At 61.3% G+C, this 24,069-nt stretch carries 26 protein-coding genes and 1 tRNA gene; 17 read left to right on the top strand and 10 right to left on the bottom strand.

Annotation, left to right across the window (positions count from 1 at the left end; translation table 11 throughout):
* Positions 1-23 precede the first annotated feature (23 nt).
* The 10 genes from EFR00_RS13475 (at position 24) to EFR00_RS33010 (ending at position 11,011) form a co-directional block, all read left to right on the top strand.
* A complete protein-coding gene (locus tag EFR00_RS13475) occupies positions 24-968 on the top strand; it encodes an ABC transporter permease (protein WP_009995199.1) in 945 nt (314 codons plus the stop codon).
* Positions 965-1,783 (top strand): ABC transporter permease, encoded by an 819-nt coding sequence (locus EFR00_RS13480; RefSeq protein ID WP_077990679.1) that lies wholly within the window; start codon positions 965-967, stop codon positions 1,781-1,783. Before EFR00_RS13475 ends, EFR00_RS13480 begins: the two co-directional genes overlap by 4 nt.
* Complete coding sequence (locus EFR00_RS13485) at positions 1,780-3,408, top strand: ABC transporter ATP-binding protein (RefSeq protein WP_077990678.1); 1,629 nt, start codon at positions 1,780-1,782, stop codon at positions 3,406-3,408. Before EFR00_RS13480 ends, EFR00_RS13485 begins: the two co-directional genes overlap by 4 nt.
* An 82-nt stretch (positions 3,409-3,490) precedes the next feature.
* On the top strand, positions 3,491-4,273 hold the full coding sequence (locus EFR00_RS13490; protein ID WP_225887898.1) for a serine hydrolase: 783 nt from the start codon (positions 3,491-3,493) through the stop codon (positions 4,271-4,273).
* Positions 4,274-4,301: 28 nt separating this feature from the next.
* Entirely contained in the window at positions 4,302-5,843 is a 1,542-nt protein-coding gene (locus EFR00_RS13495; RefSeq protein WP_077990676.1) for an ABC transporter substrate-binding protein, read from the top strand.
* A 112-nt stretch (positions 5,844-5,955) separates the two neighbouring features.
* The gene (locus EFR00_RS13500; protein WP_077990675.1) at positions 5,956-7,401 is read left to right on the top strand and encodes a M20 family metallopeptidase; all 1,446 of its coding nucleotides are present in this window, start codon (positions 5,956-5,958) and stop codon (positions 7,399-7,401) included.
* A 256-nt stretch (positions 7,402-7,657) separates the two neighbouring features.
* Positions 7,658-8,602, top strand: a complete 945-nt coding sequence (locus EFR00_RS13505; RefSeq protein ID WP_038691282.1) for a Bug family tripartite tricarboxylate transporter substrate binding protein — start codon at positions 7,658-7,660, stop codon at positions 8,600-8,602.
* Complete coding sequence (locus EFR00_RS13510) at positions 8,599-9,087, top strand: tripartite tricarboxylate transporter TctB family protein (RefSeq protein ID WP_064683230.1); 489 nt, start codon at positions 8,599-8,601, stop codon at positions 9,085-9,087. The genes EFR00_RS13505 and EFR00_RS13510 overlap by 4 nt, the downstream gene beginning before the upstream one ends.
* A gap of 83 nt (positions 9,088-9,170) precedes the next feature.
* Positions 9,171-10,688 carry a tripartite tricarboxylate transporter permease gene (locus tag EFR00_RS13515; protein WP_077990673.1) on the top strand — a complete coding sequence of 506 codons (1,518 nt, stop codon included), beginning with the start codon at positions 9,171-9,173 and terminating at the stop codon, positions 10,686-10,688.
* A 152-nt stretch (positions 10,689-10,840) separates the two neighbouring features.
* Positions 10,841-11,011, top strand: coding sequence for a hypothetical protein (locus EFR00_RS33010; protein ID WP_086156371.1), 171 nt, complete (start codon positions 10,841-10,843; stop codon positions 11,009-11,011).
* Positions 11,012-11,126: 115 nt separating this feature from the next.
* Here EFR00_RS33010 and EFR00_RS13520 read toward each other — a convergent pair whose 3' ends face one another.
* Positions 11,127-12,218, bottom strand: coding sequence for a DUF475 domain-containing protein (locus tag EFR00_RS13520; RefSeq protein WP_038691276.1), 1,092 nt, complete (start codon positions 12,216-12,218; stop codon positions 11,127-11,129).
* Between the two features lie 345 nt (positions 12,219-12,563).
* On the opposite strand from EFR00_RS13520, the gene EFR00_RS13525 reads away from it, so the two are divergent.
* Positions 12,564-12,782, top strand: a complete 219-nt coding sequence (locus EFR00_RS13525; RefSeq protein ID WP_009983518.1) for a hypothetical protein — start codon at positions 12,564-12,566, stop codon at positions 12,780-12,782.
* Positions 12,783-12,828: 46 nt separating this feature from the next.
* Positions 12,829-13,008 carry a hypothetical protein gene (locus tag EFR00_RS13530; protein WP_009983521.1) on the top strand — a complete coding sequence of 60 codons (180 nt, stop codon included), beginning with the start codon at positions 12,829-12,831 and terminating at the stop codon, positions 13,006-13,008.
* 57 nt (positions 13,009-13,065) lie between these two features.
* Here the strand turns inward: EFR00_RS13530 and EFR00_RS13535 are convergent, their stop codons facing one another.
* On the bottom strand, positions 13,066-13,578 hold the full coding sequence (locus tag EFR00_RS13535; protein WP_038691273.1) for an MgtC/SapB family protein: 513 nt from the start codon (positions 13,576-13,578) through the stop codon (positions 13,066-13,068).
* 221 nt (positions 13,579-13,799) lie between these two features.
* On the opposite strand from EFR00_RS13535, the gene EFR00_RS13540 reads away from it, so the two are divergent.
* The gene (locus EFR00_RS13540; RefSeq protein WP_077990861.1) at positions 13,800-14,519 is read left to right on the top strand and encodes a hypothetical protein; all 720 of its coding nucleotides are present in this window, start codon (positions 13,800-13,802) and stop codon (positions 14,517-14,519) included.
* A gap of 6 nt (positions 14,520-14,525) precedes the next feature.
* Here EFR00_RS13540 and EFR00_RS13545 read toward each other — a convergent pair whose 3' ends face one another.
* The 6 genes from EFR00_RS13545 to cpdR1 form a co-directional block, all read right to left on the bottom strand.
* Positions 14,526-15,020, bottom strand: a complete 495-nt coding sequence (locus EFR00_RS13545; RefSeq protein ID WP_086156472.1) for a hypothetical protein — start codon at positions 15,018-15,020, stop codon at positions 14,526-14,528.
* Between the two features lie 373 nt (positions 15,021-15,393).
* Positions 15,394-16,437, bottom strand: coding sequence for a porin (locus EFR00_RS13550; protein ID WP_077990669.1), 1,044 nt, complete (start codon positions 16,435-16,437; stop codon positions 15,394-15,396).
* Positions 16,438-16,793: 356 nt separating this feature from the next.
* The gene (locus EFR00_RS34210) at positions 16,794-17,093 is read right to left on the bottom strand and encodes a hypothetical protein (RefSeq protein WP_009997132.1); all 300 of its coding nucleotides are present in this window, start codon (positions 17,091-17,093) and stop codon (positions 16,794-16,796) included.
* On the bottom strand, positions 17,090-17,371 hold the full coding sequence (locus tag EFR00_RS13560) for a hypothetical protein (protein ID WP_009997131.1): 282 nt from the start codon (positions 17,369-17,371) through the stop codon (positions 17,090-17,092). The genes EFR00_RS34210 and EFR00_RS13560 overlap by 4 nt, the downstream gene beginning before the upstream one ends.
* A 100-nt stretch (positions 17,372-17,471) precedes the next feature.
* Positions 17,472-17,546 (bottom strand) — tRNA-Val (locus tag EFR00_RS13565).
* An 84-nt stretch (positions 17,547-17,630) separates the two neighbouring features.
* A complete protein-coding gene (cpdR1, locus tag EFR00_RS13570; RefSeq protein WP_003542883.1) occupies positions 17,631-17,993 on the bottom strand; it encodes a response regulator CpdR1 in 363 nt (120 codons plus the stop codon).
* A 189-nt stretch (positions 17,994-18,182) separates the two neighbouring features.
* On the opposite strand from cpdR1, the gene EFR00_RS13575 reads away from it, so the two are divergent.
* Positions 18,183-19,064: an N-formylglutamate amidohydrolase gene (locus EFR00_RS13575; RefSeq protein WP_009997126.1), complete on the top strand. Its 882-nt coding sequence runs from the start codon at positions 18,183-18,185 to the stop codon at positions 19,062-19,064.
* Between the two features lie 281 nt (positions 19,065-19,345).
* The gene (hisN, locus tag EFR00_RS13580) at positions 19,346-20,119 is read left to right on the top strand and encodes a histidinol-phosphatase (protein ID WP_009997125.1); all 774 of its coding nucleotides are present in this window, start codon (positions 19,346-19,348) and stop codon (positions 20,117-20,119) included.
* A gap of 50 nt (positions 20,120-20,169) precedes the next feature.
* Here the strand turns inward: hisN and EFR00_RS13585 are convergent, their stop codons facing one another.
* Positions 20,170-21,144, bottom strand: coding sequence for an alpha/beta fold hydrolase (locus tag EFR00_RS13585; RefSeq protein WP_009997121.1), 975 nt, complete (start codon positions 21,142-21,144; stop codon positions 20,170-20,172).
* Positions 21,145-21,567: 423 nt separating this feature from the next.
* On the opposite strand from EFR00_RS13585, the gene EFR00_RS13590 reads away from it, so the two are divergent.
* Entirely contained in the window at positions 21,568-22,038 is a 471-nt protein-coding gene (locus tag EFR00_RS13590) for an Hsp20 family protein (protein WP_009997119.1), read from the top strand.
* A gap of 74 nt (positions 22,039-22,112) precedes the next feature.
* Here the strand turns inward: EFR00_RS13590 and EFR00_RS13595 are convergent, their stop codons facing one another.
* A complete protein-coding gene (locus tag EFR00_RS13595) occupies positions 22,113-23,117 on the bottom strand; it encodes a bile acid:sodium symporter family protein (RefSeq protein ID WP_009997118.1) in 1,005 nt (334 codons plus the stop codon).
* 94 nt (positions 23,118-23,211) lie between these two features.
* On the opposite strand from EFR00_RS13595, the gene EFR00_RS13600 reads away from it, so the two are divergent.
* Complete coding sequence (locus EFR00_RS13600) at positions 23,212-24,066, top strand: LysR family transcriptional regulator (protein ID WP_077990667.1); 855 nt, start codon at positions 23,212-23,214, stop codon at positions 24,064-24,066.
* Positions 24,067-24,069: the final 3 nt, after the last annotated feature.

A 24,069-nucleotide genomic window follows, 5' to 3' on the forward strand; every position in this document is an offset into this window, starting at 1 on the left:
CTGCCGCCAATCGTGGGGAACACATGATACGCTTCATTCTTAACCGCCTGTTGATGGCATTGCCGACGATCGCCCTTGTGGCCGTCACTGTTTTCGCACTTATCCGACTGATCCCCGGCGATCCCGCCGCCCTGATGCTGGGTGACATGGCACAGCCTGACCAGGTGGCGGCGATGCGCATCGAGCTTGGGCTCGACAAATCGATGATTCAGCAATTCGTCATCTGGACCGGGAATGTTCTGCAGGGTGATTTCGGCCGTTCCATTGTCAATGGCGAGGCGGTGCTACCGCTTGTCGCTTCCCGCTTTATGGTCAGTGCCGAGATTGTCGTCATTGCCGTATTGCTGGCGAGCGTCATCGCAGTGCCCGCCGGCGTGATCGCGGCGTGGAGACAGAACAGTCTGACGGACCTGGCTCTGGTGGGCACGGCAACAGTACTGCTTTCCATTCCGACTTTTTGGCTTGGCCTCCTGCTGCTGCTGTTTTTCGGCCTGAAGCTCGGCTGGTTGCCGGTTCTCGGTTATGTCTCGGTCGGCGACAACATAGCCGGCGGAATGCTGTATCTGGTCCTGCCGATCATGACACTGGTGATCCATGAAATGGGCGTTCTGATCCGCATGGCGCGTGCTTCGACATTGGAAGTTCTGCGCCTGGATTACATTACGCATGCGCGGGCGAAAGGCCTTTCGGAAAGCGCGGTCCTCTGGCGCCATGCCTTCAAGAACGCGTTTGGCCCTACATGGACGGTTATCGGCCTGATCCTCGGCAATCTGCTTGGCGGCATCGCGGTGATCGAAACCGTCTTCACCATTCCGGGTCTTGGCCGTCTGATGGTCGATAGCATTTTTGCCCGTGATTACCCGGTCATCCAGGGGTGCCTGCTGTTCGTGGCGCTATCCTATGTTCTGGTCAATCTGGTGGTCGATCTCCTCTATCCCTTCTTCGATCCGCGGGTAGTTGCCGAATGAAAAAGTTCACTTTCAACGGCCTCATCGGCAGCATTTTGATTGCCAGCCTGCTGATCACCGCCGCAGTTGGTCTGTTCTGGACCCCGTATGATCCGATGAAACTCGGCTTTGCAGTAAGGCTTGCTGCTCCCGGCGGCGCTCATCTGCTCGGGACCGACGAGTTCGGGCGCGATGTACTCAGCCGCTTGATGGTCGGTGCGCGGGCCAGTGTATGGATCGGGACGCTGACCGTCGGTTTCGCGACCTTCTTCGGCACGTTGATCGGTGTTGTCAGTGGCTATGTTCGCGGCTGGGTCGATGGCGTCATCATGGCGATCAACAATGCGCTACTGGCATTCCCCGGCATTCTGCTGGCGTTGGGTCTGCTGGCTGTATTCGGCGCCAATCAATACGGCATCATCTTCGCACTCGGCATTGCCTACACGCCGTCCATGGCGCGGGTGGTGCGCGGCGCGGTTCTGTCGTTGCGGGAGCGGGAGTTCATCGAGGCCTCCAGGGTGATGGGCAATAGCGAGCTTTTCACGATGGTCCGCCACATCCTGCCCAATTGCCTTGCCCCGATCACCGTGCTTGCCACGTCGATGTTCGGTTGGGCCATTCTCTCGGAAAGCGCTCTGAGTTTCCTGGGTCTTGGCGTGCCGCCACCGGCGCCCACCTGGGGCAACATGCTGGCCGCTGGCCGCCCTTTCATCCAGCAGGCCGTGTGGCTCGGCCTATTTCCCGGCCTCTGCATCGCGCTGACGCTGCTCGGCATCAATCTTCTGGGCGATGCCCTTCGTGACAAGCTGGATCCGCGTATGAGGGGGCTGAAATGACCGGCGACACGCTTTTGAACGTTTGCGGTCTCTCGCTTGAGGTTGCAGGGACCGGCCTGCACGTCGTCAAGGACGTCGGCTTCGACATAGCGCCAGGCGAGATTGTCGGCATTGTCGGCGAGAGCGGCTCAGGCAAGACGCTGGCGACCCGCGCGCTGATATCGCTGCTGCCGGCGGCGGTCCGCGTGACTGGCGGAACGGTGCGCTACAAGGGCCGCGACGTGCTTTCAATGAGCAACAGCGATCTTCGCGCTATGCGGGGCCTGGAGATTGGTGTCGTATTCCAGGAACCGATGACGTCCCTCAATCCATCCATGACCATCGGCCGTCAGTTGGAGGAGGGGCTTTTGTTGCACACGAAGCTGGCGCCGGCAGAGCGGCGTGCGCGCATCCTCGACATGCTGAAGCGCGTCGGCATTCTCAACCCTGAAGGCGCCCTCACTTCCTACCCGCATGAGTTTTCCGGCGGCATGCGCCAGCGCATCATGCTGGCCTCCGTCATGCTGCTGAAGCCGGCATTGCTGATCGCCGACGAGCCGACCACGGCGCTGGATGCGGTGATCCAGCGCGACGTGATGGAGTTGATGGTCGATTTGACGACTGCGGAAGGGACGGCCGTCCTCCTGATCAGCCACGATCTGCCGATGGTTGCTCGATATACCGATCGCATCATCGTCATGGAGAAGGGGGCGATTGTAGAGCAGGGGAGAGCGGACGAACTCCTCGCGACGCCACAGCATCCCTACACATGCAAGCTCCTCTCCTCGCTTCCCTATCGCGGTGAAACGCGTGCCATCGACAAGAGCAAAGCGCCGATGGTGTCGGCGCAGAACATCGTCGTCGATTATCCCGGCCGCCGGTCGTTCCTGAAAAAGGGGCGGGGAAAGCGGGCCCTGCATGGCGTCAGCATCCATATCCACGAAGGCGAGGTGGTGGCGCTCGTCGGCGGCTCGGGTTCGGGCAAGACGACGCTCGGCCGCACGATCGCCGGCCTTGTCAAGGAAAGCGGCGGAACGATCAAATTCCAGGGCCGGTCCCGCGACGAAGATTGGAGGAACTACCGGCTGGATTGCCAGATGGTGTTCCAGGACCCCTATTCCTCGCTTGATCCGCGCATGACCATTCTCGCGCTTGTCGAAGAGGCCTTGCGTCTGGTGCCGAACCTGAACGGCGAGGGCAAGCGACGACGGGCCCTCGAAACGCTCGAGGAAGTGGGCCTGGGGAAAGACTATGCCAGCCGCTATCCGCATGAATTGTCAGGCGGCCAGCGGCAGCGCGTCGCCATTGCCCGCGCCATCGCGCGCCGGCCGAAATTCCTGATCGCCGACGAGCCGGTGTCAGCCCTCGATGTCACCGTCCGTGCACAGGTGCTCGACCTCTTCTCGGATCTGCAGAAACGCTACGGCTTTTCCTGCCTTTTCATCAGCCACGATCTTGGCGTGGTCGAGCAGGTGGCTGACCGCGTGGTGGTGATGCAGGAGGGCCGCATCGTCGAGCAAGGCGATCGCGGCGCGATCTTCGACAGCCCGAAGGAGCCCTACACGCGTCGTCTCCTCTCGGCCATCCCCGCGCTCGACCACAATGCAAGCGGTGGTGTCACACTCAAATGGCGTTTGGAGAATTAGCGTGGCGATCGTAACGACAACGGCTGATGCGGCCGAACAACTTCATGCAATCTGCGATGCACAGCCATTCGTGACGCGGTTTATGGTGCGCAATCTACGCTCGGGTGAAACGATCGAGCGTGGCGCTGATGAAGAAACGCCTTCGGCGAGTACCCGCAAGACCTCAATCATGATGGCGGCGCTCAGGGCCGTTCATGAAGGCCGACTCGATCTCGAGGAGCCGATCACCTACGAGGCTCGTTTTGCCCAGGAGGTGGCGAGCGGCATGTTTCGCTATCTGACGCCGGGCATCGTGATCTCGTTGCGTGATGCGATCACCGGAATGATGGTGCTGAGCGACAATGTGTGCACCAAGATGGTTTTCGAGCGGCTGACGCTCGAGGAGGTCGATGGCTATTGCAAGTCGATCGGCATGAGCGGCACCCACCACCGCTTTCTGATCCCGCCCTTGGCGCTATCGCCGGACCACTCGTTGCGATCCGTCACCACGACCACGGCGCGCGACCAGGTTTTTCTTCTGCAGGCAATCCTCGACGCACAGTTCTCGCAACAAGCGGCCGACACATTGCGCTGCTCGCAAGCGCTCTGCCGCTATGCGCTCGAGACCCTGAAGAACCAGATCCTGCGCTATGCGATCCCGTCGAGGCTGCCCTTCGGTACAGTCGTCGCGCACAAGGGCGGCACGGGCAAGCGCGGCCGTATGAACGCCGGCATCGTCTATCGGGGCGAAGAGCCCTTCTATGCGATTGCCGTATTCACGGATGAGGTACCCCAGGTCATGCCTGACGGCACGCCGGGTTATACGATCGCGCTCGAAACCATTGGCCGGCTCTCGCGGGCCTGCTGGGACAATTTTCAACGGTAATCATCAGCAAAACAAAGAGGGTGGAACAATGAAGAAAATTCTTCTCGCCGGCACGATACTGCTCGGCATGGCAAGTCTCGGGCACACGCGTGACATCGTCATTGCCCAGAGTTCGGATCTGCGCAGCAGCAATCCCGGCGTCAACCGGGACGGAAATACCGATGGTGTTATCCTGCATATCGTCGAGGGCCTGGTCGGCTACAATAACAGCGGCGAGGTCAAGCCGCTGCTCGCCAAGAGCTTCGACGTCAGTGGCGACGGCCTTACATATACATTCCACCTTCGCGGCGATGCGAAATTCCACAACGGCAAGGCGTTGACGGCTGACGACGTCGTTTGGAACTGGAACCGCTATCTCAAGCCCGAGACGAAATGGACGTGCCTTTCCGATTTTGCGCCAAGTGGCGCCGCCCCCGTGACAGGTGTGAAGGCCGTTGACGCATCGACCGTCCAGATCACGCTCGAGAAGCCCTCGGCCGTTTTTTTGGGTCTGATGTCGCGTCCGGAATGCGGCTACACGGCCATCATCTCTCCCGATTCTCTCGCTGCGGACGGCAGTTTCGTCAAACCGGTCGGGACCGGTCCGTTCATGTGGGACGAATGGAAAAAGGGCGAGTACATCCGCCTTGCCAAATTCACTGACTACATCTCGCCCGAAAATGACGGCAAGCCCGACGGGATGGTTGGCTCAAAGCGGCCTTTGGCCGACGGCATCAAGTTCATGGTCATTCCTGACGCATCCACCGTCAAGGCGGGACTGGAGTCCGGCGTCCTCGACACGGCAGAGATATCTCCGGACCTTATTCCGGAAATCAAGGCGAGCGATAAGCTGCAGCTGATCGTCGCCCGCAACAACGGCAAGAACTTGTTCTACATCCAGACGCGCGACAAGGTATTGAGCAAGCCCGGCGTGCGGCGGGCGATGGCAATGTCGCTCGACCTTGGCGAGCTTGTCGCAGCCGCCTCAAATGGAACCGGCGAGGCGAACGGCTCGATGGTGTCGCAGGATTCTGTTTATTTCGACGATACCCAGAAGCAGAGGCTACCTTACGACATCGAGGCGGCGAAGAAGGAATTGGCCGATGCCGGCTACAAGGGCGAGCCGATCACCATCATTGCCAACAAGCGCGGCAATGTTCCAAGCTTTCCCGCCGCGGTTATGGCGCAGGCGATGATGCAGCAGGCCGGATTGAATGTGCAGATCGAAGTTCTCGATTACGCAACGCAAGTCGACCGCCGCCGGTCCGGCAACTATCAGGTGATCTCGCAATCCGTCGCCCCGCGGCTCGACCCGGCTCTGATGTACAGCTTCTATGTCGGCAACAAGGACAAGAATGCTTCGCTGATGTGGGACGATCCAAAGGCCGTGGAACTGATGAAGGCGGCTTACATCGAGACCGACCCGGCCAAGCGTCAAAAGATCTTCGACACGTTCCATGAGCTGATGCTGAAGGAGATGCCGGGCATTTTCCTTTACGACATGGTCGACGTGTGGGGTGCGACGAAGACGTTGAAGGGCCAGCCGGTCTGGCAGTCGAACGCCCGCCTCTGGGAAGTTTCGGTCGACTGAAAATCTTGCGGCGCCGAGGCGGAGCGCGGCACTTGACATTGGCAACTCGACAAGACCGGCAGGCTCGCCTGCCGGACCGATATCTCATGCCTGAAGAAAGCAAGGATAAGCGATGAGCAAAGAAGCATTGGACGAGATCGTTTCGGCGATCGAGCGTATGCGGCCCGCCTGCGAGGTGCTGAGCGACAGGATTTGGGATCTAGCCGAACTGAAATTCGAGGAGAAGGGCTCTTCCGGTCTGCTGGCAAAGGCCCTTGAGGAGGAGGGCTTTGCTGTGCGTCGCGGCGTTGCCGACATCGAGACCGCCTTTATCGCAGAAGCGGGCGCGGGCAAGCCGATCATCGCATTTCTTGGGGAATTCGACGCACTTGCCGGCATGAGCCAGGTTGCAGGCATCGCCGAGCAGCGTGCGGTTACGACTGGCGCGACCGGACATGGCTGCGGTCACAATCTTCTGGGCGTCGGGTCGTTGATGGCGGCCGTCGCGCTAGCCAACTATCTAAACGACAAAGGCATTTCCGGAACCGTCCGTTACTATGGTTGCCCGGGCGAAGAAGGAGGCTCGGGCAAGACCTTTATGGTGCGTGCGGGAGCGTTCGACGACGTGGACGCGGCGCTCACCTGGCATCCCGCACCGTTCAACGGTGTCCGCTCCACAAACAATCTTGCGGTGCTAGAATATTATTACCGCTTCAAGGGCGTTGCGGCCCACGCTTCCAATGCTGCGCATCTCGGCCGGTCCGCCCTCGATGCTGTCGAGCTTATGAATGTCGGCGTCAATTTCCTGCGCGAACACATGCCACAGGACTGCCGAGTGCATTATGCCATTACCGATGCCGGCGGCCGGGCTGCCAATGTCGTGCAGGCGCAGGCCGAGGTGCTTTATCTCATCAGGGCGCCGGACATGCCACAGGCTCTCAATCTCGCCGCGCGCGTGGAAAAAGTCGCGCGCGGCGCCGCGATGATGACGGAGACCGACGTGGAGATCGTCTTCGATACGGCTTCCACGAACCTTCTCCCGAATATTACGCTGGAAACGACGATGCATGAAAACATGATGGCGCTCGGCCCCGTCGCCTTCGACGAAACCGATATCGCCTTTGCGCGTCGCATCCAGAAGACGTTTACCGACGAAGCCATCGCCAGCAGCATCAGGCTGTATCAGATCGGGCGCGACGTTTTCTCCGCTGCCAAGATCGATGGCGCGATGCCGCTCCATCTCGGGCTGCGGCATTTCGAGGGCCATTCGCACTTTCGGGCGGGCTCGACCGATGTGGGCGATGTGAGCTGGGTGACCCCCACGGCCCAATGCTGGGCTCCTGCCTGGGCCATCGGCACCAACCCGCATACATGGCAGGTCGTTGCGCAAGGAAAGGCGCCCGCTGCGCATAAGGCCATGGCGCATGCAGCCAAGGCTCTCGCCCTGACCGGTCTTTCCCTGGTGAAATCACCGGAGCTGATGAAGGCGGCCAAGGCCGAATGGATGGAGAAGACCGGTGGAAAGCCTTACATCTGCCCGATCCCGACGGATGTGATGCCGGGAGCGGTGAGCAGCTGAAAGCAACACGGCGGATCCGCCGCGCGGGCAATTACGGCAAAAAAGTGTCCTTTCCTCCTGGATATCTTGCCGATGTCAGCTAAATGACAGCTTGTTGTGGTGGCTTTGGCTACTTCTTCTCCGTGGAGGCGGAGAACTGAAGTCTTGGGAGGTCTTCCGTTCGTCATTCAGGACAATTGTGTCCGCCGGCCGGCTACCCTCCCGATTCCCTGGAGAATAACAGGCGGCGCGCTCAGCCGCCCACGGAGGACACATCGTGAAGCATACGTTCATCGCAACCATTATCGCAGCGGCCATCGCGCTGCCGGCCTATGCGGCCGACTACACCATCATCGCGCCGGCCGCTCCCGGCGGCGGCTGGGACCAGACGGCCCGCTCGCTGCAGACCGCGCTGCAGCAGGAGAAGATCTCCGGCAACGTGCAGGTCCAGAACGTTCCCGGCGCCGGTGGCACTATCGGGCTGGCGCAGTTCAGCAGCCAGGCTGCCGGCAACCCGAACTCGCTGATCGTCGGCGGCTATGTCATGGTCGGCGCCATCCTCACCAACAAGTCGCCGGTGACCCTCAAGGACGTTACGCCGATCGCCCGCCTTACCGGCGAATACGAGGCCGTCGTTGTTCCCGCCTCGTCCGATATCAAGACCATGGCCGATCTGGTCGCGGCGCTGAAGAAGGATCCGGGCTCGGTTTCCTGGGGCGGCGGTTCGGCCGGGGGCACCGACCACATCACCGTCGGTCTGATCGCCAAGGCAGCCGGTGTAGACCCGACCAAAATCAACTATGTCGCCTTTTCCGGCGGCGGCGAGGCGCTTGCAGCCATTCTCGGCAGCCAGGTCACTGCCGGAGTATCGAGCTACAGCGAGTTCGAATCGCAGGTGAAAGCGGGCACGCTGCGTCTTCTTGCCGTGTCGAGCGACAAGCGTATCGACGGCGTTGATGCCCCGACGCTGAAGGAAGCCGGCACCGATGTCAGCATTCAGAACTGGCGCATGGTTGCCGCTGCTCCTGGCCTGTCGGCAGAGCAGGTCGCGGCCATCACCTCCGATTTCGAGAAACTGCACGGCTCCGCCACCTGGCAGGAAATTCTGAAGACCAAGGGCTGGGCCGACACCTATCTGTCCGGCGACGCGTTCAAGGCGCAGCTTGAAAAGGATGTCGCTGCCACTGAAGGCATTCTCAAAGAGATCGGACTTGTTCAATGAGCGGGGATAACTCCTCGGCAACCACGCGCCGCCCTGATTGGGCGGCGTTCATCATTGCCGCTTTCCTCTTTGTTGTCGCCGGCGTGATGTTCTGGGATGCATCGCATCTGAAGACAATCGCGCAGTATGACCGCATCGGCCCGGCAACGATGCCCCAAGTGGTGGCCTTCGGCCTCTTCTGTCTTGGGATCTGGACCATCGCCGAAGCTTGGCGCGGCGAGTTTCCGGAACGCGATCGGCAGGAAGTGGCGCCCGTCATCTGGATCATTGCCGGTCTTGTCGGACAGATGCTGCTTCTGCGTCTTGCCGGCTTCTCGATCGCCACCGGTCTGCTGTTTGCATTCACTGCACGCGGTTTCGGCAAGCGGAAGCTCTGGATCTCGCTGCCGTTCGGCATCGTCTTCAGCTTCGTCGTCTGGGCGATCTTCTCGCAGCTGCTGCAGCTGACGCTGCCGGCCGGCCCGCTCGAACGCCTGTTCTTCTGACGGCGCGCGCTGTCAGCACTTTTTATTTTTGCGCAGTGCCGGATCGCGTAACGCACGGCCGGGAACGCGCTTGGGATATCAAGATGAGCACATTCGAATTCCTATGGCAGGGGATCATGGTTGCGATGCAGCCGATGAACCTGGTTTATGCGCTGGTCGGCGTGACGCTCGGCACTGCCGTCGGCGTGCTGCCCGGCATCGGACCCGCACTCACCGTGGCGCTGCTGCTGCCCGCCACCTATAAGCTCGACCCCGGCGGTTCGCTGATCATGTTCGCCGGCATTTATTACGGCGGCATGTATGGCGGCTCGACCACCTCGATCCTCTTGAATACACCGGGAGAAAGCGCCTCGATCGTCACCGCGCTCGAGGGCAATAAGATGGCGCGCGCCGGGCGCGGCGGGCCGGCGCTGGCGACAGCGGCGATCGGCTCCTTCGTCGCCGGGTTGCTCGCCACACTCGGGCTCGCCTTCATCGCGCCCTATATCGTCAAGCTGGCGCTGGTCTTCGGGCCGCGTGAATATTTCGCACTGATGGTGCTCGCCTTCGTCACCGTCTCCTCGGCTTTCGGCGATTCGGCACTGCGGGGGCTGACCTCGCTGTTCATCGGCTTTGCGCTCGCCATGGTCGGCATCGACCAGCAGACAGGGCAGGCGCGGCTTTCCTTCGGCATACCAGATCTGCTTGACGGTATCGAGGTGACGACGCTCGCGGTGGCGATGTTCGCGATCGGCGAGACGCTTTATATCGCCGCGCAGGGCAACCGCCTTGCGGACAAGGTCGAGGCCGTGAGGGGCTCTCTGTGGATGAACGCGCAGGACTGGGCGCGCTCGTGGAAAGCCTGGCTGCGCGGCGCGGCGATCGGCTTTCCGATCGGCGCCATGCCGGCGGGCGGTGCCGAAATCGGCACCTTCCTGTCCTATGCGACGGAAAAACGGCTGGCGAAGAACCCCGAGGAGTTCGGCCATGGCGCGATCGAAGGCGTGGCCGGTCCGGAGGCAGCGAACAACGCATCTGCGGCCGGGACGCTGGTGCCGCTGCTGACGCTCGGTCTGCCGACGACGGCGACGGCGGCGATCATGCTGGCCGGCTTCCAGCAATACGGCCTGCAGCCCGGGCCATTGTTGTTTGCCACCAACCCGCAGCTCGTCTGGGGCCTGATCGCCAGCCTGCTCATCGCCAATGCCATGCTCCTGGTCTTGAACCTGCCGCTGATCGGCCTCTGGGTGCGGCTGCTGACCATTCCAAAGCCGTGGCTCTATGCGGGCATCTTGCTGTTTGCGACGCTCGGGACGATCGGCGCCAACCCGTCGGTGTTCGAACTCGGCATGCTGCTGGCTTTCGGCCTGCTCGGCTACGTGATGCGGCTCTTCGGCTATCCGATTGCGCCGACGGTCGTCGGCCTGATCCTCGGGCCGCTGGCCGAACAACAGTTGCGCCGGGCACTGGCGATCAGCCAGGGCGACGTCACGACCCTCGTCATGTCGCCGATCGCAGCCGGTCTGCTCGTTGTCGCCGCAGCCGCCTTCCTCATCCCGCTGATCCTGCGGCTGCGCGGCCGGGGACAGGTGCTTGCGCAGCTGGCCGCAAACGAAGACTAAAAAGACAAACTTACCCCTGCCTCAAGGCCGGCCATGGAGACATGCGCCGGCCTCTTCTTTTTGCATAGCTGAGGTGATTTTACGTGCATTGTGGATCGGTCCGTGCGCTGCCATCTATCAGTGGTCAATCATAGAGAAAGAGGAAAAGGACAATGTCCGCCATCCGTAATTCAATCCGTGCCGGCTTTCTGGGCCGGGCATTTGCTACGCTGAGCGCCGCAAATGCCGTCAGTGCCGCTGTCGAAGCCGGTCGCCGTCCGCGCGCCCGTGACCTTCAGGATCTTGGCATCGACCCGGCCTCCTTCGGTCAGGTCATCCGTTAAGCCTTGCACGGCATGCACGAATGAAACAGCCCGCAACCGGTTGGTAGCGGGCTTTATTTTGTCCGACTGACAGCCGCAACGCTGAAGCGCGTTGCGACCTCAATCAAATGCCGCGTCAGGCGTGCAGTTCTTCTCGGTTACTGGCGTGATCTTCCACCCGTACGCGCCTGTTGTGGCGGATGGACGACCAGAGCGACAGGCCGATCAGGACCGCGCCGCCGAGGCCGGTGATTACCTCGGGAATATGCACCAGGGTCTGCGCATACATGATCACCGAGAGGATCAGGATGGCGTAGAAGGCGCCATGTTCGAGGTAGCGGTATTCGGCAAGCGTTCCCTTTTCCACCAGCATGATCGTCATCGAGCGCACATACATGGCGCCGATGCCGAGGCCGATGGCGATGACAAACAGGTTCTGCGTCAAAGCGAAGGCGCCGATGACCCCGTCGAAGGAGAAGCTGGCATCCAGCACCTCCAGATAGATGAAGGCACCGAGGCCGCCCTTGGCGGCAGCGCTCATCGTCTGCTGCGACGCATCGAGCAGTTCGCCGACGACCTCGACCGCGAGGAAGGTGAGCAGGCCGTAAATGGCGCAATGGACGAAGACGCTGGCTTCCTCGCCGCCGATCAGCCAGGAGAACACAAGCATCAGCGCCAGCACGAAGGCGATTTCAATGCCCCTGATGGTGGCCGAGCGCGCCATCACCTTTTCCAGGCCGCGAAGCCAATGGATCTTCTTCTCGTGGTCGAAGAAATAGCTGAGGCCGACCATCATCAGGAAGGTGCCGCCGAAGGCTGCGATCGGCAGATGCGCATCGTTCATGATGCGGGCATATTCAGCGGGTTCGCGGGCAGCCAGCACCAGCGCGTCCCAGGGGCCGATCCGCGCCGCGATGGCGACGATCGCCAGCGGAAAGACGATGCGCATGCCGAAGACGGCAATGATGATGCCCCAGGTAAGGAATCGGTGCTGCCAGACCGGCGTCATCTCCTTCAGCTTGTTGGCATTGACGATGGCATTGTCGAAGGAGAGTGAAATCTCCAGCACCGCAAGCACGGCACAGATGAAGAAGACGGTCGCCATGCCGCCGATCGTGCCTGTTGTCTGCCATCCGAGCACGGCGCCGAGAACGAGACCTAGGGCAGTGACGATGAACGCCCAGCGAAAATAGCTGAGCGAGGATTTATCGGTCCCGATCTGATTCATGGCCGCACCTCGCGGCCGCAAACCTTGCTGGGAAGGGTGAAGAGGGAAAAACGAAGCACGCCACAATAGGCATGCGGATAAGGCATGGTGAGCTTTTTCATCGATGAAAAATCCGCCGGCTGAGCTGCAGGCGGTACCGACATCACGAGAGCGCCGTAAAAACTCTCGCCAGAGGGGCCCGGCACCAATGTTCCCCGCAGCCGATGTCTGGGAGGCTGCGGGATATGCCCTAGGTAATGAACTTCCCAAACCAGTCAAGCCCAATCGCGACACAGAAATCGGCATTTTTTAGGGAACCATCCGGCCCCCCGCCCGTTAGACTTCGGTTGAGCTTGAAGGAGGCCGATGATGCACACCTCGACCCATGTTCCTGACAAACGCACGGAAGCGTCCGACCGCATGAAGCGGGCAAGGCCGAACCGCATGCAGAAAGCGCAGGTGCTGCCGCCGCATCATGTCGACCTGACCCTGACGCCCGGCGTCATCCACGACATTCATGTGCCGGCCCATGTGACCGGTGCCGACCTCTCCAAGGGCGGCCCCGACATCAAAAGCAAAAAATGAAGCTGCCCTTTGGCACTCCGGCAAATCGAAAGAGGATAAGAAGCATATGACTGTGAACTTTGTGCCCCGCGATATCTTCATCCGGCACGAAAATGAATGGAAGGCCGTTCGTGAAGCGGCCGACGAACGCATCGATATCGGCAAGCGCCAGCGACCGTTCGGCACATCCGGCAATCACCCGGCATCGGTTGGGAAAGGCGATGCTTCGGCCGCACGATCCGAGTAGGCAGCAGACAATAATCTCAGCATGGGCGCCCGGCATGAAGCCGGGCGTTTTGCTTGTCTATCGCCTCTCATCCCGGTCGACACGTTGCCCGGAATTATAGCCGAGCCACTGCTCGAGCTTGCCGAAGGCGAAGAGAACGCAAATTGCAGCAAGCGTCGTGAAGAAGGCAACCGGCCAATAGCCGAAGCCCATGGCGAGGCCGATCGCGCCGGAGAGCCACATGCCCGCGCCCGTCGTCAGTCCATGGATGCGACCCCTGGCAAAGACGATCATCCCCGCGGCCAGGAAGGCGACGCCTGCGGTCACGGCTTCGATGACGCGCAGCGGATCGATGCGGACCTGCTGGCCATCGGCGAAGCCCGGCATATGCACGGCCTCGATGGAAATTATGGCGAAGAGGGCAGCGGCAAGGCTGATCAGAATATGCGTACGGAAGCCGGCAGGGCGATCGCGCGCCTCACGTTCGAAACCGATGAGCCCGCCAAAGACGATGGCGCCGAGCAGGCGGGCGAAGATGACGGGATAGTGGATGCGCGATGCCGGTATCATATCGGCGATAATAAGATCCATGGAAATTCCTTCAGGGATATCGGATTCATCGCTGGCTAACGTCGTAGCGCGGGATTTGTTCGGCTTTTGCCGGCCACGCGTTTCGACTTCTGCGCCCACATTCATGATCGAGCCTGGCCGCCGGAGGGAAGGATCGGTGGAGGATACATTATCCTTCTGTCGCGCCAACCTTTCGGAAAGGATTGGGCGGCGATAATCCCGGCCTCACGGGATTCGGACAGATGGCCAAGACAGCGACACGCGGCCGCCGCAAGGCGCCGGCGAGAGGAAAGAGCAAGGCGCGCAGCGGCGGTGGCGGACTGCTGCCGTGGATGGTGATCGGCGTTGCCGCATTCGCAGGCATCGCCGCCTATGACAATTGGAAGAGTATCAAGCCAATGCTGAGCAAACAGCCGGCTGTGGCGATGCGGGAGAGCGCGGAGACGAAGCCCGCAATCAGGAGGGATGCGCCACCGAAGCAGGTGGCGCTTGCCGCGCAGGCGCCGAAAGTGACGCCGCCCGCGCAACCATTGCCACCGGCGGCCATTCCCACGCCGACGGCTCAGCCGGTAAAGGCGACGCCGTCTGCTTCTTCTCCCGCGACCCCGCAAACCGGTACGGGCGCCTTCGGCTATTGCGGGCAGGGCGCCCACATCAATTGCGTCGGCGACGGCGGCGTCTTCTGGTATAAGGGCGAAAAGATCGTCATTGCCGACATGGAGAGCCCGGTGGCCGACCGGGCGCGCTGCGATGACGAACGCCGGGTGGCCTTTGCCGCCAAGTTGCGTCTGCTGTCGCTGCTGAACGCCGGACCCTTCACCATGAATGCGGCTGGAAAGACCGACCCTGCAGGCGCGCCGCGCGTGGTCTCGCGTGACGGGCGCTCTTTCGGCGTGCAGCTGATCAATGAGGGGCTGGCGCACAAGCCAGGGGCTGCCGGCGGCGCCTGGTGCGCCGCCTGACGGAAGCTACTTGCCCTTTTTCACCAGTTTGCCGCCGGTGCGGAAGCTGCCGGTGAAGGAGGAATCTTTGCTTTCGGCCGTGCATTCGATCGCGATCGGCTTGCCGGCATAGGGATTGCCGAAGGTGCAGAAGCCGGCGACCTTGACCTGGCCGGTCATCTTGTTGCCGACGCCTGTCGTGACCAGGCTGAGCGGCAGTCGGGCATTGCCATTGGACGCGGGCTTGATGCCGGCGCCATCGCCCTGGAAGCCGAGCGCCTTGCCATCCGACGTGAAGATGAACGTCACCGAGCCGTTGGCCAGCGTAACGCTGGCAAGCTCGTTCTTGCAGCCCTTGGTGGCGTCGAACTTGGCGACGACAAGCTTGGCGCATTTGCCGGAAAGCGTAATGACGCCGGGGGCGCCGGGAAAAGTTTCGGCGGGAGAGGCCGGCGCGGCGGTCGCCGGCAATGCAAAGGCGGCGGACAAAAATGCGGCGGCGGCAAGCGCGGATAAGTTCATTTCGAATTCAAACCCCATGTGCTGGCGAGGCGAATCACTGCCTCATCCTCGATTCGCCATGGCATGGTTCTGTGTCCGAATTTGGTTCCGCCACTTCCGCTTAACAAGATTATCACCGGCTGCGGTGATCTTTGAACAAGCCCGTTGAACTTGTTGGCCGGGAGGCTCGGCAATGGCGCAGCTGCCAGTTATCGACAACAGGCCGGCATGATATGACGGTGGCAAGGCACTCGTCGAGCGCCTGCCGTCTTGAATGCACTGTCTGATCAGGGGGAATGGGTCTAGGCAGGGAAGTCCAGACCCATTCTTTCCCGATCGGAGGTCAGTCGGATCAGGAATTTGCGGCTGCCGGACGAGCCGGCAGCCCTTTTCATTAGAACGCGCGCTGCAGGCGGAAGTAGCCCGAGGTGACGTCGCTGGCATTGTCCGGATCGAGGTACTGAACCGAAACCTTGGCCGAGAAGTTTTCGACGATCTGGTAGTCGATCGTTACGCCGGCCTTCCAGGCGTTGACGTCATCGTTGAACTCGCCAGCGGTGATGCCGTAGTTGTCGTAGTACTGAACAGCCGGGGTGATCTTCAGCTTGTCAGTTGCCTTGATGGCGTATTCGGCAGCGATCGCCCATTCAGCCTTGTTGTAGTAGGCGTTCGGGTTGGATGCGTAGACGACTGCGAGGCCGAGCGTACCCGGACCGACGGCAACCGTACCCATAGCGCGGACGGCGCCTTCTTCGTTGTCGGTGTCGTAACCGGCAGTGATCTGGTAGCTGAAGATACCAGCCTTGCCGCCGAGACCAACGGCTACACCGACGTTGTTGGCGGTTTCGCCGTTGTAGAACGGGCTGTCTTCCAGCTCGTCAACGCTGATGCCAGCGTAGAATCCGTCGGTTTCGTACTGATAACGGATGGAGTTATGCAGCGTGACCGGCGAGCCGATATCGTCGGTTTCACCCGAGAGGCCGTCGTCCCACCAGCTGTAGAACAGACCAGCGCGGAAGCCAGCGATGTCGAGGTAAGCGGAGTCGAGCTGGGCCTTCTGGGCCGAAGCGTTGTCAGCATTGAACTGCATGACGATAACGCCGGTCAGCGGACCATATTCGGTGTCGCTCTTGGCCGTGAACTGAACCTGGCCGCGCGTACGGGCATCCCAGTCCGAGTCGTTGGCAACGGAACCGCCGCCGCCGGCGCCGATCGAGCTGGCGTTCGGAGCAACGTCAACCTGGAAACGGACATAACCGTTGATCTTGAGGCAGGTTTCGGTGCCGGGGATGTAGAAATAGCCGGTGCCGTAAGCGTCGCAGACGCGGACGTATTCAACCGGTTCCGGCTCGGCAGCAACGATAGCGTCAGCCGCCTGAGCGCCGGATACTGCTGCGAGAGCAGCAGCGGAGCCGAGAAGAAGGCTCTTGATGTTCATGGAATAACCTCCAGTTCAGATGCGAGAGGATGAAGACCGTTGCCATCGGCAGCCCCTACGGATCTTCACCCCGTGTGAGCGAAGCGGCGCCTTTTTGACCAGGTGCCTGCCTCGCCGCGGACGTTACATAGCGGATGTTGCGTCGCAATAAGGATGTTGTTCATGACAGCAGGCTGGCGCAGCTATGTTGCTGAAATAACACGTATTTTGTCACGAATCTGTCACGTGTCTGTCGCAAATCTTGCCGTGAACAACGGTGGGCTGAGCCACGAAAACAATATGCAATTCGTGCTCGCGTAAGCATGTCCTCATATGCGCACACGCCATAACCGCAATCTGTGCGAATCCGGGGATGGCTAATAAGCTGCCGGGGAGAGAGGAGTGGCGACGACCAGTTTGGCGCGCTTGCCGGAAAGCGTAATGACGCCAGCGGTGCCGGGAAGTGTCTCAGGCGCGGCAAAGGCCGGCAAGGCGAGGACGGCGGAAACAAGGGCGGCGGCTGCCGGGCGAGAGATCTCCCAACGCTGTCTGCGCCGGCGAACCGCCGTGCGCTGGAAGGTCAGGTATTCGCATGGTGCTGCGACGTAATTGGGGGTGTTCTCGGCTTGAATTGCTGCCTTGACGCCGTGACGAACACCTGTGCCCCAAGAATTCACTCCAGGGTGGCTTCCTTGCGGGCGACATTGCCGCTCACATCGATATCACTGCCCAACATCGCGCTGCCGGTCAGATCGACACCGTAGTCCAGGAGGTTCTGACGCGTCAGGTGAAGCATGATCCGGCCGGCCTGCTCGACCGGTCTGCCGCGCATATGGGAGACGACGTACTCGGCAGTGACGGGGTAGCGTCCCTCAGGAAGGCTGATACCTTTTGCGAGGGAAATCTTGTCGTTGGAAACCACAAGAGTTTTGCGTCGTTTGATGACCTGGGCCAAGTCTAGAACTCCTACTGGTGCAGGTGGATCACACCCGCGAGCGGCGATGTAAAAAGGCCTCTCGATTTCTCGAAAGGCCTTCTAGATCAAGCAATCTGGATGGTGGGCGTGACAGGGATTGAACCTGTGACCCCTACGATGTCAACGTAGTGCTCTCCCGCTGAGCTACACGCCCATCCGATGGCGGCGCATAGATCACAAAACATTCGGAGCCGTCAATAGGCTTTTTTCAGTTTTGTGACGCGCCGCCCGGCAAGCCTTACGCGGCAAGCATTTTGTTGACCTCGTCGACGAGGTCGCGCAGGTGGAAGGGCTTGGAAAGGACCTTGGCATCCTTCGGCGCCTTCGAATCAGGGTTCAGCGCCACGGCGGCAAAACCGGTAATGAACATCACCTTGAGGTCGGGATCGAGTTCGGTGGCGCGGCGCGCCAGTTCGATGCCGTCCATCTCGGGCATGACGATATCGGTCAGCAGCAGGGAAAACGGTTCCTCGCGCAGCCGGTCGTAGGCGCTGGCGCCGTTATCATAAGAAAGGACCTTGTAACCGGCCTTTTCCAGCGCTTTCACCAGGAAGCGGCGCATGTCGTTATCGTCTTCGGCGAGAAGTATCTTCTGAGTCATCAATCCAGACCGCTGATCAATAGGTTTTGGGTGGGGCTGCCAGCCGTTTACACTAGTCTTTGCCCGGTAAACAACCGGTGAATTGCCTGTGCGTGATTGCCATCCCTTCTACATAGTATGGACTTGAGGCCGGGCAACTGGCAACATGGCCGAAGCAGTCAGTTCATGACATGGTAAAGAGGGCAGAAAGTGCCGGAAATCCGCGAATACGAGCTTTTTGAAGTCCATGAGCCCGTGTCGCAGACCATTCCCTTCGTCTACAACTCCCCCCATAGCGGCCGCATTTATCCACCGGAATTCATCGCCCAGTCGAGGCTCGAAGGCATCGCCATCCGCCGTTCCGAGGATCACTATGTCGATGAGCTCTTCGGTTCGGCCGTCACCCTCGGCGCACCGCTTCTCGCCGCCAACTTTCCGCGCGCCTATCTCGACGTCAACCGCGAGCCTTACGAGCTCGATCCCAGGATGTTCGACGGGCTGCTGCCGCCCTATGCCAATGTCAACTCGCTGAGGGTCGCCGGCGGACTCGGCACCATTCCGCGCATCGTCGCCGAGAACATGGAGATCTATGCGCGGCGCCTGCCGGTGCAGGAGGGGCTGGATCGGGTCGAAGCGGTCTACAAGCCTTACCATGCGGCGCTGCGCCGGCTGATTGCGCGCACCCATGTACAGTTCGGCTTCGGCGTGCTGATTGATTGCCATTCGATGCCCGGCAATGTGCGCGTCGCCGGCTGCACCGGGCGGCCCGATTTTATCATCGGCGATCGCTACGGCACCAGCGCTTCGGCAGAACTTTCGCGCGCCGCCATCGCCATCCTCGAGGAAATGGGCTTCGCGGCGATCCGCAACAAGCCCTATGCCGGCGGTTTCATCACCGAACATTACGGCCGCCCCGCGCGCGGCCTGCATGCATTGCAGATCGAGGTGAACCGGGCGATCTATGTCGACGAGGTGACGCTGGAGAAGCGCGAGGATTTTGCCGCGGTGGCCGAGGCCGTGACGGCCTTCATGCAGCAGATGGCCGATTACGTCGAAAAGTTCGCCGGCGACCGGGCGCTGGCCGCCGAATAATCTTCTTTTCAATTTGGCGATATTCGTGTGGCCGTCGTCTTTCGTAACGGCCAAAAAAGAACCGCGCTGGTCAGCGCGGCTAAGTCTAGGGAGGAAACACCCAAGGAGGGTATTTACAGTCAGAAGACTGTACCGACGACGCTACTATTGCATTGCACAAATGTCAAGCAATATATTGCGCTGCGATATCTTTGGGAATTCGTCCGAAATTGCCCGCTGCGTTTGCATTCCCGTCACGTTTCGCTATGAAACCCCGTTCCCGCCAGCCAAATGGTGCCACCATGCTTCCTGACCGTTCGTTCTTCAATCGTCTGGCGGAGGCCGCCCGCGCCGAGACGCTGCCGCGCTTCCGCTCCGGCCTTGATGTCACCAACAAGCTTTCCTCGGGGTTCGATCCGGTGACGGAAGGCGACCGGGCTGCCGAGCTCGCCATCCGAGCGCTGATCGAGGAGAATTTCCCCGATCACGGCATTCTCGGCGAGGAGCACGGCAATGTCGGGCTCGACCGTGACTATGTCTGGGTAATCGATCCGATCGACGGAACCCGCGCCTTCATAGCGGGCGTGCCGGTGTGGGGAACGCTGATCGGCCTGCAGAAGGAGGGCCGGGCGATCATGGGCATGATCGAACAACCCTTTACCGGCGAGCGTTATTTCGCCGACGAAAACGGCTCGATCTATAGCGGGCCCGAGGGCGAGCGGCGGCTGGTGACGCGCCAGTGCGACAGGCTTTCGGACGCCATCCTGTTCACCACCTCGCCGCATCTCTTCGCCGGCGCGGAGATGGAGAAATACCGGGAGATCGAGAGCCAGGTGCGGCTCTTCCGTTACGGCTGCGACTGCTATGCCTATGCGCTGCTTGCTGCCGGCCATATCGATCTCGTCATCGAGAACGGCCTGAAGCCCTATGATGTCGGCGGCATCATTCCCGTCATCGAGGGGGCGGGCGGCATCATCACCACCTGGGACGGCGGCCGGCCGGAAAATGGCGGCTCGATCATCGCCGCCGGCAGCCGGGCGGTCTACGAGCAGGCAGTCGCCGTGCTGCAACGCTGATCCCGAGGATTGACCGGGCCAATCCCCCGGTCAGCCCCACTGATCCGGCCTCACGTGCCGAGGGCTGCGACATCCTGGTTTTCCTCGGCATCGCTGCCAGGAATGAAGGCGTGGAAGGCGGCGAGCGCGGCGGCGCGGTAGATATCCCGTTCCTGGAAGATCTCGTGGCGGGCGCCGTTGATCGGCACCAGCTGACCGGCGCGGAAATAACGCGAGAGCCGCTCCTGCGCCGTATAGGGCACGACGCCGTCACGGGTCGGGGCGATGACGATGGTCGGGATGGTGATCGAAAAGAGATGGTTGGGCGAGGTGACCCGATCTATGGTCCGGAACGCCTCGCTGAGCCAACGGGCTGTCGGCGGACCGAGCGTCAGCTCCGGATGCGCCGTCATCATCGCGGCATTGCGGTCGAAACGCTGTTCGTCCGAGGTCAGCGGGTTGTGGCTGAAGTCCGGCTCCTTCAATTTCGAGGTCAACGGCAGGAAACCAAGGCCGAGAGCGGTCAGCGTGCCTGCAAGGGCACGGATGGCACGGGGCGAGGCCGCCTGGCCGGTCAGGCCGATGAAGGGAGCCGACAGCACCATGCGGTCGATGCGGGTCGTCAGATAAGGGGCGGCCGACAGCGCGATCAGCCCACCGGTGGAATGGCCGAGCAGGTAGAAAGGCAGGCGCGTATCCGGCAGCACCACCTTTTCGAGGAAGGTGTCGAGATCGTGCTCGTAATCGACAAAGCGGCGGATGTGACCGTGATTACGGCGTTTCATCAGCCGCGGCGAACCGCCCTGGCCGCGCAGATCGAAGGTCGCGACCCAGAGGCCTTTCGCCGTCAGGTCGCGGATGGTCTCGAAGTACTTTTCGATATATTCATTGCGGCCATGGAGAATGACCACCGTGCCCCTGGCGACCTGGGCGCCGGAGCGAAAGACGGCGTAACGCAGCCGGTGGCCGTCATGGGTTTCAAAATACCCTTCCGTGCGGTTTTCCGGGGCGGGATTGTCGGGCGTCGAATAGAGAACCTGATCCATGACTTTGCCAATGCGCCGCTGCTGACTGCTTCGCTATCAGGGATAACGCATGGCTCCCGCCTTGGAAAGCGGCGGCGTCCGCAAAGCGGCGGGAGAAATGGGCCGGCAGGAGCATGAGGGTGCCCGCAGCCGGCCTAAGTTGAGGCTGAAGAAGAAGGGACGATGCACTTCAGCCGCCGGGACCAGATTTTACCCGACGCTGCTATTTCTAGGCGCATGCGTCTGAATGCGTTCCGAACCGGCCGTTCATGCAGGGTTCACGGGCCGTTCAGGGCGAGTTCGAAACGGTCTTGAACTTCGCAAATCCCATCACCATCTCCTTGCTACGGGTGCCAAGAAGGGCCCGCGCAGCCGTTCCGGGGCCGCCGAACATGGGGTTTCAGGGACATTTATCGCAACACGTCGCTTCCACAGGAGGACATCATGCGTCACGTAGACTTCTCTCCCCTTTATCGTTCGACGGTCGGTTTCGACCGGCTGTTCACCATGCTCGACAGCCTCGCTCAGCCGGAGCAGGCGCAGACCTATCCGCCCTATAATATCGAGCGCACCGGTGAAAACACCTATCGCATCACCATGGCTGTTGCCGGTTTCGACGAGACCGAACTTTCAATCGAAGCCCATGCCCATGTGCTTTCCGTGAAGGGTGAAAAGAACGAGGATACCGCCGAAGGCGGCGAATTCCTCTATCGCGGCATTGCCAAGCGCGCCTTCGAGCGCCGTTTCCAGCTCGCCGACCATGTCGAGGTGACCGCAGCTTCGCTGAAGAACGGCCTGCTTCACATCGACCTTCTGCGCAACATTCCCGAGGCCATGAAGCCCCGCAGGATCGCGATTGCCGCAGAGCCGGTCGAGGCTCCGAAGGCCATCGAGGCGCAGGTCGTCAACAACTGATCATTATCCCACGTGGATAAAGGACGGCGCTCCGCTTGGGGCGCCGTTTTTTATTGCCGTTCGCTTGTTGCTGTTCAGGCGGGGCTGGCGGCATCCTTGATCTGCTGTTCCGTTGCGCGGCGGGCCGCGGCGGCGGCGTATTTCTGGGCGATGACGGCGCAGACCATCAGCTGGATCTGGTGGAAGAGCATCAGCGGAAGCACGATCGCGCCGATCGACTGGCCGGCAAAAATGACGTTTGCCATCGGCACGCCGCTTGCGAGACTTTTCTTGGAGCCGCAGAAGGTGATGGTGATCTCGTCGGCCTTGTTGAAGCCCAGCCAGCGGCTGCCGAACATCGTCAAAACGAGCACGAGCGCCAGGAGCACGATGTCGGCAAGGATGACGACGGCGATATCGGCGAGCGAGAAGGTATGCCAGAGGCCCTCGACGACGGCCGTCGAGAAGGCGAGATAGACGACCATCAGGATCGAGCCGCGGTCGACGGGCATCAGGATTTTCCTCCTGGCGCGAATCCAGTCGCCGATCCAGGGCTGCAGGATCTGGCCGACGATGAAGGGGGCAAGCAGTTGCAGCAGGATCTGCTGAAGCGCGTCGAGGGAGAAGCCGCCATGGCCGCCGACGGAAAAGAGCAGGCCGACGAGCAGCGGCGTCAGAAACATGCCGAAGATATTAGAGGCGGAGGCAGAGCAGATGGCGGCGGGCACGTTGCCGCCGGCCATCGAGGTGAAGGCGATGGATGACTGCACCGTCGACGGCAGGACGCAGAGGAAGAGGATGCCGAGATAGAGCGGCTGCGGCAGGATCGCGTCCGGAATGAAGCCGAGCGCCAGGCCAAGCAGCGGGAAGATGCCGAAGGTCGTCAGCAGGATGACGAGATGCAGGCGCCAGTGCAGGAGGCCCGAGATGACGACATCGCGGGAGAGGCGGGCGCCGTGCAGGAAGAACAGGGCGGCGATGGCGAGATCGGTGGCGAGGCCGAAATAAGCCGCGAAGGTGCCGCTTGCCGGAAACAGCGAGGCGAGGATGACAGTGCAGACAAGCAGGCTGGTGAATGTATCGGGCAGAAAGCGGCGCATAGCGGTCTCGCGGCAAAAACAAGTTTGGTGATTGTTCTGTCCTCCATTATGATCCAGGATGCAAGAAATAACAGTTATCAAGAATCCGGATGTCATGCTGGACCTTTCGCAGTTGCGCAGTTTCGTCGCCGTCGAACAGATGGGCAGTTTCACGCTCGCCGCGGACAGGCTGGGTCTCGGGCAATCGACGGTCAGTCAGCATATTCAGCGGCTGGAGGCGACGCTCGGTCGCAAACTTCTGGCGCGCGACACACACAAGGTCATGCTAACAGGCGACGGCGAAGCGCTGCTGACGCATGCGCGCGCCATGCTTTCGATCGAGGGGCAGGTGCAGTCGCTGTTTAAGAGCAACAGCTTGCGCGGCAGCCTGCGGCTCGGCGTCTCGGAGGATTTCGTCACCAGCCAGTTGCCGGCGGCGCTGGAGGATTTCGTTCGGTCGCACCCGTCCGTCGACCTGGAGCTGACCGTGGCGCTCTCCGGCGTCCTCTACGAGATGCAGGACAATGGCGACATCGATCTGGTGCTTGCCAAGCGCCGGCTCGGTGACTCACGCGGACAGCTCGTCTATCGCGAGCCGCTCGTCTGGCTGGCGCGTGATCCTGAGCGGCTGCTGGCCGCCGGGCCACTGCCGTTGATTGCTTTCCCGCCGCCGAGCGTGACACGGGCGATCGCCCTGGAAGCGCTCGGGCGCAACGGCGTACCCTGGCGGATCGTCTGTACTTGCGGCAGTCTCAGCGGGCTGACGGCGGCGGCGCGGGCCGGGATGGGCGTGCTGGTGCAGCCGCGCAGCATGGCGCCATCGGGGCTGAAAGAGATCGCCGCGGGAAGACTGCCGGCGCTGGAGGACGTGGAATTCGTGCTTGTGCCGCGCAAGGGCGCCGATCAGGCGCTGGTCGCCGCACTCTCGGACGATATTCTGCAAAAGGTGAGGGGGCTGAGGTCGGCGTGAGCC

This window comes from Rhizobium sophoriradicis (assembly GCF_003939025.1).
In the GTDB taxonomy this organism is placed as follows: domain Bacteria; phylum Pseudomonadota; class Alphaproteobacteria; order Rhizobiales; family Rhizobiaceae; genus Rhizobium; species Rhizobium sophoriradicis.